At 70.0% G+C, this 11,068-nt stretch carries 14 protein-coding genes; 6 read left to right on the top strand and 8 right to left on the bottom strand.

Annotated elements, in window-relative coordinates:
• Positions 1-537 (top strand): hypothetical protein, encoded by a 537-nt coding sequence (locus ACWF7A_RS05690; protein WP_452249240.1) that lies wholly within the window; start codon positions 1-3, stop codon positions 535-537.
• A 29-nt stretch (positions 538-566) separates the two neighbouring features.
• Here the strand turns inward: ACWF7A_RS05690 and ACWF7A_RS05685 are convergent, their stop codons facing one another.
• Both ACWF7A_RS05685 and ACWF7A_RS05680 read right to left on the bottom strand, forming a co-directional pair.
• Positions 567-1,589: an LLM class flavin-dependent oxidoreductase gene (locus tag ACWF7A_RS05685; protein ID WP_452249239.1), complete on the bottom strand. Its 1,023-nt coding sequence runs from the start codon at positions 1,587-1,589 to the stop codon at positions 567-569.
• Positions 1,586-2,170: an NADPH-dependent F420 reductase gene (locus ACWF7A_RS05680; protein WP_452249238.1), complete on the bottom strand. Its 585-nt coding sequence runs from the start codon at positions 2,168-2,170 to the stop codon at positions 1,586-1,588. Before ACWF7A_RS05680 ends, ACWF7A_RS05685 begins: the two co-directional genes overlap by 4 nt.
• An 85-nt stretch (positions 2,171-2,255) precedes the next feature.
• On the opposite strand from ACWF7A_RS05680, the gene ACWF7A_RS05675 reads away from it, so the two are divergent.
• Positions 2,256-3,008, top strand: a complete 753-nt coding sequence (locus ACWF7A_RS05675; RefSeq protein ID WP_452249237.1) for a class I SAM-dependent methyltransferase — start codon at positions 2,256-2,258, stop codon at positions 3,006-3,008.
• Here ACWF7A_RS05675 and ACWF7A_RS05670 read toward each other — a convergent pair.
• Positions 2,992-3,771, bottom strand: coding sequence for an alpha/beta fold hydrolase (locus ACWF7A_RS05670; protein WP_452249236.1), 780 nt, complete (start codon positions 3,769-3,771; stop codon positions 2,992-2,994). The two genes, ACWF7A_RS05675 and ACWF7A_RS05670, sit on opposite strands and share 17 nt — an antisense overlap.
• 67 nt (positions 3,772-3,838) lie before the next feature.
• On the opposite strand from ACWF7A_RS05670, the gene ACWF7A_RS05665 reads away from it, so the two are divergent.
• The 3 genes from ACWF7A_RS05665 to ACWF7A_RS05655 all read left to right on the top strand — a co-directional run bounded on the left by ACWF7A_RS05665 (position 3,839) and on the right by ACWF7A_RS05655 (position 6,488).
• Positions 3,839-5,308, top strand: coding sequence for an ABC transporter substrate-binding protein/permease (locus tag ACWF7A_RS05665; protein ID WP_452249235.1), 1,470 nt, complete (start codon positions 3,839-3,841; stop codon positions 5,306-5,308).
• A complete protein-coding gene (locus tag ACWF7A_RS05660) occupies positions 5,305-6,072 on the top strand; it encodes an amino acid ABC transporter ATP-binding protein (protein ID WP_452249234.1) in 768 nt (255 codons plus the stop codon). The genes ACWF7A_RS05665 and ACWF7A_RS05660 overlap by 4 nt, the downstream gene beginning before the upstream one ends.
• 107 nt (positions 6,073-6,179) lie before the next feature.
• A complete protein-coding gene (locus ACWF7A_RS05655) occupies positions 6,180-6,488 on the top strand; it encodes a DUF1540 domain-containing protein (protein WP_452249233.1) in 309 nt (102 codons plus the stop codon).
• On the opposite strand, the gene ACWF7A_RS05650 is transcribed toward ACWF7A_RS05655, so the two are convergent.
• The 3 genes from ACWF7A_RS05650 to ACWF7A_RS05640 all read right to left on the bottom strand — a co-directional run bounded on the left by ACWF7A_RS05650 (position 6,485) and on the right by ACWF7A_RS05640 (position 8,527).
• Entirely contained in the window at positions 6,485-6,910 is a 426-nt protein-coding gene (locus ACWF7A_RS05650) for an MgtC/SapB family protein (RefSeq protein ID WP_452249232.1), read from the bottom strand. The two genes, ACWF7A_RS05655 and ACWF7A_RS05650, sit on opposite strands and share 4 nt — an antisense overlap.
• 196 nt (positions 6,911-7,106) lie before the next feature.
• The gene (locus ACWF7A_RS05645; protein WP_452249231.1) at positions 7,107-7,694 is read right to left on the bottom strand and encodes an SMI1/KNR4 family protein; all 588 of its coding nucleotides are present in this window, start codon (positions 7,692-7,694) and stop codon (positions 7,107-7,109) included.
• Positions 7,695-7,702: 8 nt separating this feature from the next.
• Positions 7,703-8,527: an aldo/keto reductase gene (locus ACWF7A_RS05640; RefSeq protein ID WP_452249230.1), complete on the bottom strand. Its 825-nt coding sequence runs from the start codon at positions 8,525-8,527 to the stop codon at positions 7,703-7,705.
• 30 nt (positions 8,528-8,557) lie between these two features.
• Here ACWF7A_RS05640 and ACWF7A_RS05635 point away from each other — a divergent pair, with 30 nt between their 5' ends.
• Entirely contained in the window at positions 8,558-9,199 is a 642-nt protein-coding gene (locus ACWF7A_RS05635; protein WP_452249229.1) for a TVP38/TMEM64 family protein, read from the top strand.
• Between the two features lie 70 nt (positions 9,200-9,269).
• Here ACWF7A_RS05635 and ACWF7A_RS05630 read toward each other — a convergent pair whose 3' ends face one another.
• Both ACWF7A_RS05630 and ACWF7A_RS05625 read right to left on the bottom strand, forming a co-directional pair.
• Positions 9,270-9,614 carry an RNA polymerase-binding protein RbpA gene (locus ACWF7A_RS05630; RefSeq protein WP_030466135.1) on the bottom strand — a complete coding sequence of 115 codons (345 nt, stop codon included), beginning with the start codon at positions 9,612-9,614 and terminating at the stop codon, positions 9,270-9,272.
• Positions 9,615-9,852: 238 nt separating this feature from the next.
• Complete coding sequence (locus tag ACWF7A_RS05625) at positions 9,853-10,608, bottom strand: thymidine kinase (RefSeq protein ID WP_452249228.1); 756 nt, start codon at positions 10,606-10,608, stop codon at positions 9,853-9,855.
• Positions 10,609-11,068 lie beyond the last annotated feature (460 nt).

The following is an 11,068-nucleotide window of genomic DNA, read 5'->3' as shown; positions in this document are numbered from 1 at the left end:
ATGAAGAAGGCCATCCCGGCCCTCCTGCTGCTCCTGGCCGCGTGCGGCACACCCGAGGCCCAGCCCCAGGTCGCCTCGATCTCGACCCCGCCGAGCAGCGCCGCACCCACGTCGGCGCAGCAGGAACAACGCCCCCGCGAACGCCTCGACATGACCCCGGAGGACCTGGAGGCCCTCACCGTCCCGTACGACCAGTGCCTCGCGAGCTTCGGCCTGGACAAGAAGGGCCGGGCCGCCGAGGGCAGCGGACGCCCCCAGCCCACCAAGGAGGAGCTCGACAAGGCACTGCAGGCGTGCGAGTCGAAGTCGCCGCTGCCGCCGTGGGAGAAGGACGCCACCAACCCGGAGGCCGTCGACTTCGCCAACCGCGTCGTGCAGTGCCTGCGCGGCAAGGGAGTCCGCTACGTCGAGGTGCACAACGAGCCGGGTTCCACGATGGTCAGCTACGCGCTGGGCGGGCCGAACAACGACGCGGCGTCGATCTCGCTCGGCCTGGAGCACGCCAAGGAGTGCGAGATCGCCTCGTCGAAGAAGTGACGTGGTGGGGCCGCTCGCGCGGCCCCACCTCAGGCGAGCATGTCCTTCACCAGCGGCACGACCTTCGTCCCGTACAGCTCGATCGTCCGCATCAGAGACTCGTGCGAGAGCCCGCCGATCCCGTACTTCAGGTCGAACCGGCTCGCGTCGAGCTTCTTCATCGTGCGCGCCATCTTCTCCGCGACCGTCTCCGGCGAGCCGACGAACAACGCGCCGTGCGGCCCCACCTCGTGCGCGTACGACTCGGGCGTCGGCGTGGCGAACCCGCGCGTCTTGCCGAGCCGGCCGATCACGTCCAGGTAGTGCGGCCAGAACTCCTCGCGCGCCTGCTCGTCGGTCGGCGCCACGTGGCCGGGGGAGTGGATCCCGATCGGCAGCGGCGCGCGGTCGAACTTCTCCAGCGCGTGCTTGTAGAGCTCCGAGAACGGCGCGAAGCGGCCGGGGTGGCCGCCGATGATCGCGAGCATCAGCGAGAAGCCGTACGACGCCGCGCGCACCACGGACTGCGGGCTGCCGCCGACACCGATCCACGTCGGGAACGGCGCGGTGTAGGGCACCACGTCCTGCTCGTGCAGCGCCGCGCGGGTCTTGCCCTGCCAGGTGATCGGGCCGCCCTTGAGCAGCTCCGCGAAGAGGTGGGTCTTCTCCTCGAACAGGTCCTCGTAGTCCGCGAGGTCGTACCCGAACAGCGGGAACGAGTCCACACTGGACCCGCGGCCGAGGATGACCTCCGCGCGACCGTCCGACAGGGCGTTGAGCGTGGAGAACCGCTGGTACACGCGCACCGGGTCGTCCGAGCTGAGCACCGTCACGGCCGAGCCGAGGTGGATCGACGACGTGCGGGCGGCGATCGCGGCGAGCACCACGTCGGCCGCCGACAGCGGCATGTCCGGGGTGTGGTGCTCACCGATGCCGAAGAAGTCGAGGCCGACCTCGTCGGCGTGCACGCCCTGCTCGACCAGGTTGCGGATGGTCTGGGCGTGGGTGAGCGGGGTGCCGGAGGCGTCGTGCGTGACGTCGCCGAACGTGTCGAGTCCGAAGGTGGTGGTCATGACTGCTCCTTGACGAGGTTCTCGAATTCCTGCCTGCCGGCCGCGACGCCGAACACCGGGCCACCGGGCTCCAGCAGCCGTCCCGCGGCCAGGGACCCCACCGGCACCGGGTCGAACCCGATGCCGTCCAGGAACGACGTGACGGCCGCGACGGCGTCCGGTGAGTCACCGGCGACACCGACCGCACGCCCGCCCGCGGGTTCCATGTCCTGGTAGGCGACGTGGTTGAGGGTCTTGACGACCCGGGCGCCCGCCAGCCGCGCGGCCACCTGCTCGCTCGTGCCCAGGGGCGCCTCGGCGGGCGGCCAGTGGTTCATCGAGTCGACGACGACCTTGCCCGCGAACATCCCCGGCTCGAGCGTGGGGAAGCGGTGCCACGGAATCGCCAGCACGACGAGGTCGGAGTCCGCGACCGCGTCGGCGGCCGGCAGCGCGACGGCACCGGGCGCGAGGAAGTCGATGATCATCTCGATCCGCGACGGGTCACCGGACCCCGCGATCCTCACCTCGTGGCCCGCCGCCAGGGCGAGGCGCGCGATGACGGGACCGACGTGGCCCGCACCCAGAACAGCGATCTTCACAGCCCACCCGATCTCGCTGGTTGATATGTCATCCAGCTTAACCGGACCAGCCCCCGTTTAATTCCGGCGGGGGTACCGTCGACGCATGTGGGGACTGGGTGACGCCTACGAGCGGTACGTGGGCCGGTGGAGCCGGCCGGTCGCGGTGGAGTTCCTGCGCTGGCTGGACGTGCCGCCCGGCAGGAGATGGCTCGACGTCGGCTGCGGCACCGGCGCGCTGACGGAGACCGTGCTGGCACACGCCCGGCCGGCCGCGATCACGGGCATCGACCCGTCGGAAGGGTTCCTCGCGCAGGCGAGGGAACGGGTGCGGGGCGCGACGTTCGAGGTCGGCACCGCCACCGACCTGGGCGGGCGCACCGCGGACGTCGTGGTCAGCGGGCTCGTGCTCACGTTCGTGCCGGACGCGGCCCAGGCGGTCGGTGAGTTCGCCCGCGCCGCGCCGTACGTGGGTTCGTACCTGTGGGACTACACGAGCGGCATGCGGATGATGCGGCTGTTCTGGGACGCCGCGAAGGACGTCGACCCCGCTGCGGCCGGCCACGACGAGGGCCTGCGCTTCAGCACGGTGAGCGGCGCCGAGCCGTTGCGCGCGCTGTGGACCGGGGCCGGGCTGCGCGACGTCGAGGTGACCGGCATCGTCGTGCCCACGGTGTTCCGCGACTTCGACGACTTCTGGAGCCCGTTCCTGGGCGGCACGGGCGCGGCACCGGCCTACGCGGCCTCGTTGCCCCCGGAGCAGCTCGCCGCCGTCCGCGACCTGCTCCGCTCGCGCCTGCCCGAGCGCGGTCCGATCGAGCTGACCGCGAAGGCGTGGGCCGTCAGAGGGTCTCGCTGAGGAACCGCTCCACGTGCGGGGTCACGTCCGCGGCGTGCGTGAGGCTCAGGAAATGAGCGCCACCCTCGACGAGGACGAGCGGCGACGCCTCGGGCAGCCCCGAGACCAGCGCCTCGGCCTTGGCGACCGGGTAGGCGAGGTCGGCCGTCCCGTGCAGCACGAGAGCCGGCACGCCGATCTCCGGCAGCCGGTCGAGCACGCTCTCGCGGCCGACCAGTGCGTTCATGATCAGCCGCAGCCGGTCGGGCTCGACCTCGCTCCACTTCGGCGTCCAGTCCGACGGGTCGTAGTCGCCCAAGCAGATCTTCGCGACGGCCTCGATCACCGTTTCCGGCCCCTGCGCGATCCACACCTCCGCGAGCTGCTGGTACGCGGCGGAGATCTGCTCGTCCTCGGTCTCGGCGGACGTGCCGAGCAACACCAGCGCCGTCACCCGTTCCGGCGCGAGCAACGCCATCCGCAACGCCACGAACCCGCCCTGGCTGGTGCCGATCACGGCCGTCCGCCGCACGTCCAGGGCGTCGAGCACGGCGAGCACGTCGCGGGCGACGTCCCAGTGGTCGAACGGCTCGGTCGCGGGCGTCCCGCCGTGGCCGCGCTCGTCGATCGCGACCAGCCGGTAGCGGCCACCGAGCGCCTCGACCTGCGGTGACCACATCGTCGCGTCCATCAGGAAGCTGTGCAGCAGCACGACCGCCGGGCCGTCACCGCCGTGGTCGGCGTAGGACACCAGCTGACCGTCCGCCGTGGTCACCGTGGTCATGCCGCACACCCCGTCCCGCATAGTGGATCTTCAGCACCGCGTGCCCGGTTCGCTCTACCCTGCCCCGATGCGACAAGTGTTCAGGGGCGCGGTGCTGCTCCTGCTGCTGTTGATCGTCGTCCCCGCACCGGCGTACGCGCAACAAGAGCAACCACCGCTGGTCCGGGTCGGCACCGAGGGCACCTATCCGCCGTTCTCGTTCCACGACCCCGGGACCCAGGAGCTCACCGGGTACGACATCGAGGTCGTCAAGGCCATCGCCGCGAAGGCGGGCTGGCGGCTGGAGTTCGTCGAGACGCAGTGGGACGCGATCTTCCCCGCGCTCGACGCCCGGCGGATCGACCTCATCGCGAACCAGGTGTCGCGCAACCCCGAACGGGCCGCCAAGTACGGGCTGTCGAGCACGTACACCTACTCGCGCGGCGTGATCGTCCGCCGCACCGGTGACGACCGGATCAAGTCGGTCGCGGACCTGCGGGGCAGGACCACCGCGCAGTCCAGCACCAGCAACTGGGCGAAGGTCGCCCGCGACGCCGGCGCGAACGTCGAGGCCGTCGAGGGCTTCGCCCAGGCCGCGGCGCTGCTGCAACAGGGACGCGTCGACGCCATCGTCAACGACAACATCGCCGTCCTCGACTACCTCGCCACCACCGGCTCGAAGGACGTCGAGATCGCCGGGGACGCGGGCCAGGCGGGCAGCGAGCAGGTCCTGGCGCTGCGGCAGGCCGACTCGGCGCTGCTGTCGCAGGCGAACCAGGCGATCGACGCGTTGAAGGCCGACGGCACGTTGCGGGGCATCTCGCAGAAGTACTTCAAAGCCGACGTGTCCGTCGAGAACGGTGGGTCGGCGGACCTGTCGGAGGGGCGTGGCCAGCGCAGCACGTGGGAGATCCTGCGCTCGACGGCGTGGCCGATGTTCGTGGGCCTGGTCAAGGTCACCATCCCGCTGACCGCCCTGTCGTTCGCGATCGGCCTGGCACTGGCACTCCTGGTGGCGCTGGCCCGGATCTCGCCCTACCGGGTGCTGTCCGGGCTCGCACGGGCGTTCATCTCGGTCATCCGCGGTACGCCGCTGCTGCTGCAGCTGTTCATCGTGTTCTACGGCCTGCCGCAGATCGGGCTGAAGTTCCCGCCGTTCACCGCCGCCGTCGTCGCGTTCTCGCTCAACGTCGCCGGCTACGCGGCCGAGGTGATCCGCTCGGCGATCCTGTCCGTGCCGCGCGGTCAGTTCGAGGCGGCGTCGACGATCGGCTTCGGCTACACGCAGACGTTGCGGCGCATCGTGCTCCCGCAGGCCGCGCGCACCGCCGTGCCGCCGTTGTCGAACACACTGCTGTCGTTGCTCAAGGACACCTCGCTGGGGTCGGTCGTGCTGCTGACCGAGCTCTTCCGCGAGTCCCAGCTGGCCGCGGCCGAGAGCAACGAGTTCCTCGCCCTGTACTCGTTCGCGGGGCTCTACTACTGGGTGATCTGCGTGGCGCTGTCCGCCGCGCAGAAACGACTGGAGACCAGGCTGAACAGGTACGTGATCGCATGACCGACATCCGCATCGAGGTCACCGGGCTGCACAAGTCCTTCGGCGAGCTGGACGTGCTGCGCGGCATCGGCTTCAGCACCCCGCGCGGCACCTCGACCGTCCTGCTGGGACCGTCCGGCTCGGGCAAGACCACCCTGCTGCGGTCCTTGAACGCCCTCGACACCCCGGATCGCGGCGTCGTCCGCATCGACGACGTGCAGGTCGACTTCTCCGCCCTGCCACCGGGCAAGGCCGGACGGGCCGAGGCGGCGCGCCTGCGCGCGCAGAGCGGCATGGTCTTCCAGTCGCACAACCTCTTCCCGCACCGCACGGTCCTGCAGAACCTCACCGAGGGACCGGTCGTCGCCCAGAAGCGTCCAGAGGAGGAGGTCGTCGCCGAGGCACGGGTCCTGCTCGACCAGGTGGGCCTCGCCGACAAAGCTGATTCGTACCCGTATCAACTTTCCGGAGGACAACAACAACGCGTCGGTATTGCCCGCGCGCTCGCTTTGAAACCTCGCGTGGTGCTGTTCGACGAACCGACCTCCGCACTCGACCCCGAACTGGTGGGGGAGGTCCTCGCGGTGATCAAAGACCTCGCCTCGGAAGGGTGGACCACGGTCATCGTCACGCACGAGATCCGGTTCGCCGAGAAGGTCGCCGACCAGGTGTTGTTCCTCGACGGAGGAGTGATCGTGGAACACGGAACGCCTGGTCAGGTGATCGGCGACCCCCGCGAAGAACGCACTCGGCGGTTCCTGCGGCGCGTTCTCGACCACGGCTGAAATGATTCTTGAGGATAGGCTCGCCTAATTCATCTCGAATTGCGGGCTCCCTGCCGTGGTGGCATGGTCCGGAATACCGAACCTTTCCCACCACGGCAGGAGCGGACATGACCACCCTCGAGAACCCGGCGATGCCCGCAGTCCACGATTGCACCGTGAGCGACTGCTCCTACAACCACGACGGCTGCCACGCTTTCGCGATCACCGTGCGCGGCGACAACGGGGCGGCCGACTGCGGCACGTTCATCCCGCTGGGCACGAAGGGCGGCCTGGACAAGGTCGTCGCCCAGGTCGGCGCCTGCTCGCGCACCGACTGCACGCACAACGCCTCGCTGGAGTGCACGGCGCAGAGCGTGCGGGTCGGCCAGGGCGAGGGCGGGCACCACGCGAACTGCCTGACCTACGAGCCGCGTTAGACCTCCTCGTCCTTGCGGTCCACGGCCCGGCCCAGCTCCCGCAGGCCGACGTTGACCGCGATGATCGCCACCGTGCCGGCCGCCGCGACGACGTGCAGCCCGGCTCCCGCCAGTGACCCCACCGCGGCCGCGCACCACAGCGTGGCCGCGGTGTTCAGTCCGCGCACCGAGAGCCCGTCGCGCAGGATCACGCCCGCGCCGAGGAACCCGATGCCGGACACCACCTGTGCGGCGACGCGCGTGGGGTCGCCCTGGCCGTCGAAGCCCTGCGCGGACAGCAGGACGAACAACGCGGCACCCACCGCCACGAGGGCGTTGGTGCGCAGTCCCGCCATGCGCGAGCGGTACTGCCGTTCGAAACCGATCAACGCGCCGAGGCCCATGCTCTCGGCGATGCGCAGTGTCATGTCGAAGATGTGCATCGTGTGACTCCCCTTGTGTGCAGGGGCGGCGTCACACGCCAGAAGAACTCACGAGCGTGCGAGGTGTCGTGACCTGCGCGGGCTACTGTCGCCTGGCATGTGTCGCTCACCTCGCTTCCTCGTGTCTGATTGGTAGGACCGGGGAGCCACGTTAGCGGGCCGTGCGTGAGGCAGGAGTGAGAGTGGGACGCGCGTCTCACTCCCAGTGGAAGTCGTTGCGCTCGAACACGATCCGATGCTTCGTCTCGCCGCGCAACGCGCGTGCCGCATCGTCGAACATCGCGGTGACGTCGGTCCACAACGGACCACTGTCGGCGCCGCTGTACTTGTCCCACTCCATCACGCACCCGTGCGACGGCCCGCCGCGCAGGTCCACGAACAGCTCCCACCCGGACCCGTCCGACGCGACGGGGAGCCACGCGGGCAGCCAGATGTCCACACAGGGCGTTCCGGCGGGCTCCCGCAGCGCCGCGGCCTCGTAGTCCTTCTCCTCGCCGAGGGTCGCGAAGGCGATGCCGCTGATCGCCGCCGTCATCAACGTCCGCAGGCGCAGCGCGGTGGCGAGGCCGTGCGGCTGCCACATCGTCGGGACGAGCGGCCAGTGCGTGTACGTCTCGCCGATGCCGCCGAACCGGCGCCACCACGCGGAGACGTCCGCAGGCAGCACGTAGCCGAGCGACTCCTCCGCGTCCGCGACGTCCACAGCGGACGAAGGCGGGAGCAGCGCGGCGTGCAGCGCCGGGACCTTCTCGCCGATCCAGTCCTCGATGTCGGTCCAGCTCATCCGCGGAACTAAAGCATGGCGAGCGGCGTACGCCCAGCAGGGGGAGGGAAGGCGCGGTCGAGGTCGGCGAGGTCTTCGGGGGAGAGGCGGATGTCCGACGCTCGTGCGTTCTCGCGGACGTGGCCGGCCGAGCCCGCCTTGGGGATGGCGTTCACGTGGGGGAGGCGCAGCACCCAAGCGAGCGCGATCTGGGCGGGCGTGGCGTCGTGCCGTGCGGCGATCTCCGCCAGCGCGGGAGAGCCGAGCAGCCTGCCCTGTTCGACGGGGGAGTAGGCCATGACCGGGATGCCCGTGGAGGCGTGCCACGGCAGCAGGTCGTGCTCCGGGCCGCGGCGGGAGAGGTTGTAGAGGATCTGGTTGGTCTGGCAGGAGCCCGGCAACGCCGTCAGCTCGCGCACGTCGTCGAGGTCGAAGTTGCTGACACCCCAGTACCGGATCTTGCCCGCCTCCAGCAGCGCCGAGAACCCTTCCAGCGTCTCGGCCAGCGGCACACCGCCGCGCCAGTGCAGCAGGTACAGGTCGAGCCGGTCGGTGCCGAGGCGGCGCAATGAGGCCTCGCACGCGCGGACCGTGCCCGCCGCGCTCGCGTTCGACGGCAGCACCTTCGACACCAGGAACACCTCGTCGCGCCGGCCGGCGACGGCTTCGCCCACGAGCTCCTCGGACGCGCCGGAGCCGTACATCTCGGCCGTGTCGACCAGCGTCAGGCCGAGGTCGAGACCGGTCCGCAGCGCGTCGAGCTCCTGGGCACGCCGGTGCGGGTCGTCGCCCATCATCCAGGTGCCCATGCCGAGCGCGGGGACGGTCTCGCCGGAGGGAAGCAGCACGGTCATGTGCCCCAGCTTGCCGCGTACGGTGGTCTGATGCGACCTGCGGGACTGATTGCGCTGGTGGTGCTCGTCGTCGCACTGGCGGTCGCGGCACAGCTCGTCGACCTGCCCGACGGCACCGAGCTCCGGGCCCTGGTCGACCGCGCGGGGAACGCGGCGCCGGTCGTGTTCGTGGCGGTGTGCGCGCTCGGTACAACGGTGTTCTTCCCGAAACCGGTCCTCGCCACGGCGGCGGGACTGCTGTTCGGCGTGGGGTGGGGGAGCGCCCTCGCGATCGCGGGGTTCACGGCGGGCGCGCTGATCGCGTTCACGATCGCCCGCGGGCTCGGCCGCGACACGGTGAAGGGCTGGCTCGGGGAGCGGCTGCGGGTCCTCGAACAGGTCTTCGCGCGGCGAGGGGTCGAGGCGACGCTCGTGATCAGATTGTTGCCGATCCTGCCGTTCACGCTGGCGAACTACGGCGCGGGCGTGACGTCGGTGCGCGGCAGGCACTTCGCGCTCGGCACGGCGCTCGGGCTGGTGCCCTCGACGGTGCTCGCCGCGGTGCTGGGGGACGCCCTGAGCGATCTCGGCTCACCGCGCTCGATCGTCGCGCTGGCGATCTGGGCCGTGCTGGCGGCCGTGGGCGTGTGGTGGGGCCGGAACTTGATCACAGCGGCCGTACGGGCCTCCTAGAGGCCCTTACGAGGCACCCAAAAAGCCGTCCCGGCGGGAGACCGGGACGGCTTTTTGCGTCTGGTGTGGATCAGGCCGTGCGGGTCCGGCGTCCGCGAAGCTCTTCGAGGCGCTCGTCGAGCAGCTCCTCGAGCTCGGGGATGGACCGGCGCTCCAGGAGCATGTCCCAGTGCGTGCGCGGCGGCTTGACCTTCTTCACCTCCGGCTCGACACCGTCGATGATCTTCGACTCGGTGCCGTGGAGGCGGCATTCCCAGGTCGGCGGCAACTCGGCGTCGTCGGAGAAGGGGACCTCGAAGTCGTGTCCCTTCGGGCAGGCGTACCGCGCTGCCCGGCGCGGAGCGAGATCGTGGTTTCGGTCGGTCTCGTAGCTGACTGCTCCGAGCCGGCTTCCACGCAAAACGCGGTCGGCCATGGCGGTGTCCTTTCGCTCGGCTCAGGGCCGGGGCCCAGGCTTCTTGCTCACCGTGTGCAACGCCCGGATTGCTCCGTTTGTTTCCGGCTCGCTCTCATGGTCGCCCACAGTGACGTCGTTCACTCGTCAACGAAGGCTTCCTACTAATGGATGCGATCGCCACAGGATCGTGACGCGTTATCAAGCTCCTGCGCTCATGCATCACTCTAATGGCCCAGTGGACCCTGTGGGTAGTCGCCTATGCCAACCGAAGCTGACCACTTTGTGCGACGTCAGGGCCCAGGTCGCCCAACCTAAAGTGACGCCTGCAGAGCACTTGGTAGCGGACAGTAGTTTCCGTGGCGTCGCCCACACCGTTGCTCTCTGTACCCGATCGGTGCTGTTCCGTGTCCGTCGCCGTGTCGGCGACGAGCACCGTGTCGCCGGCCCGGATCACGAGTCCGTCCTGCACCCGCGCGTTGAACCGTCCCGGCACCCCGCACCAGCAGAGAACCTCGACCTGGATCGCCTTCAGCTCGTCGGCGAGCTCGAACAACCGCCGCGACCCCGGGAACATCTCGCCCCGGAAGTCGGTGGCGAGCCCGAAGCAGTAGACGTCGACCTGGACGTCGTCCGCGAGCTCCGCCAGCTGCTCCACCTGTCCGGGGGTGAGGAACTGCGCCTCGTCGACGATCAGGTAGTCCACGCGCCTGCCCTGCGCCCACTCCGCCCGCACGAGCCGGCGGAGATCGTCGTCGCGGATCTCCGCGGCCTCGCGCGTGATGCCGATGCGACTCGAGATCTGCGGCCGGCCCGACCGGTCGTGCCGCACCAGCAGCAGCCCGCGCCGGCCCTGGCGCGAGTTGTTGTGGTCGATCTGCAGCGCGAGCGTCGACTTGCCGCAGTCCATGGGACCGAAGAAGAACTTGAGGTGCCCGACCACCGGCGTCGAGCGCCGGGAACCAGCGACAGGGACAGCGGAAAGGGCGTCTGTCGGATCGGGAAGGGCGTCCACGGCGGGTCACCCTAGTGCCTGGATCCCGATCATGAGGAATCCCCACGGTCTGTCTCCCTCCGGCGCCGGGTGTTTCGAGTGCGACCTGCCATTTTCCGACGACATAGCCGCTGAGGAAGTGGTTCAAACCTCATCTGGGATCGAGTCACTCGATAGTTTCAGTGTGGACTGAGGCATGACTCGCCGCGGGGTGGTTCGGTGCCGTCGGCGAAGCCATGCCGAGTACGGCCGGGGGAGGAGACGGCCGTGACGCGAGACGAGGCGACTCGTTTCGCGTGGAATCAAGCGGGCAGGAGTGCAACGCGGCAGGGGAGCGGGCTGGGAGGGGAGCGGGCTGGGCAGGACTGGTCCGGTTGCTGGGCTCCGTTCGCGGCGGGGGCAAGCCCCCCCCCCCGGGCCCACGGCGGGTCAACACCCCCCACGGAGGGCGCCAACACGCGCCAAAAGCAAGAAAACAAAA

Source organism: Lentzea sp. NPDC055074, from assembly GCF_053608005.1.
The sequence above is the reverse complement of the archived record's forward strand: the minus strand, read 5'-3'. Positions and strand labels throughout refer to the sequence as shown.

Excerpts from the sequence above, each read along its gene's own strand:
- ACWF7A_RS05690 (WP_452249240.1), top strand. The coding sequence starts at position 1 with ATGAAGAAGGCCATCCCGGCCCTCCTGCTGCTCCTGGCCGCGTGCGGC.
- ACWF7A_RS05685 (WP_452249239.1), bottom strand. The coding sequence starts at position 1,589 with ATGACCACCACCTTCGGACTCGACACGTTCGGCGACGTCACGCACGAC.
- ACWF7A_RS05675 (WP_452249237.1), top strand. The coding sequence starts at position 2,256 with ATGTGGGGACTGGGTGACGCCTACGAGCGGTACGTGGGCCGGTGGAGC.
- ACWF7A_RS05670 (WP_452249236.1), bottom strand. The coding sequence starts at position 3,771 with ATGACCACGGTGACCACGGCGGACGGTCAGCTGGTGTCCTACGCCGAC.
- ACWF7A_RS05665 (WP_452249235.1), top strand. The coding sequence starts at position 3,839 with ATGCGACAAGTGTTCAGGGGCGCGGTGCTGCTCCTGCTGCTGTTGATC.
- ACWF7A_RS05660 (WP_452249234.1), top strand. The coding sequence starts at position 5,305 with ATGACCGACATCCGCATCGAGGTCACCGGGCTGCACAAGTCCTTCGGC.
- ACWF7A_RS05655 (WP_452249233.1), top strand. The coding sequence starts at position 6,180 with ATGACCACCCTCGAGAACCCGGCGATGCCCGCAGTCCACGATTGCACC.
- ACWF7A_RS05650 (WP_452249232.1), bottom strand. The coding sequence starts at position 6,910 with ATGCACATCTTCGACATGACACTGCGCATCGCCGAGAGCATGGGCCTC.
- ACWF7A_RS05645 (WP_452249231.1), bottom strand. The coding sequence starts at position 7,694 with ATGAGCTGGACCGACATCGAGGACTGGATCGGCGAGAAGGTCCCGGCG.
- ACWF7A_RS05640 (WP_452249230.1), bottom strand. The coding sequence starts at position 8,527 with ATGACCGTGCTGCTTCCCTCCGGCGAGACCGTCCCCGCGCTCGGCATG.
- ACWF7A_RS05635 (WP_452249229.1), top strand. The coding sequence starts at position 8,558 with ATGCGACCTGCGGGACTGATTGCGCTGGTGGTGCTCGTCGTCGCACTG.
- ACWF7A_RS05630 (WP_030466135.1), bottom strand. The coding sequence starts at position 9,614 with ATGGCCGACCGCGTTTTGCGTGGAAGCCGGCTCGGAGCAGTCAGCTAC.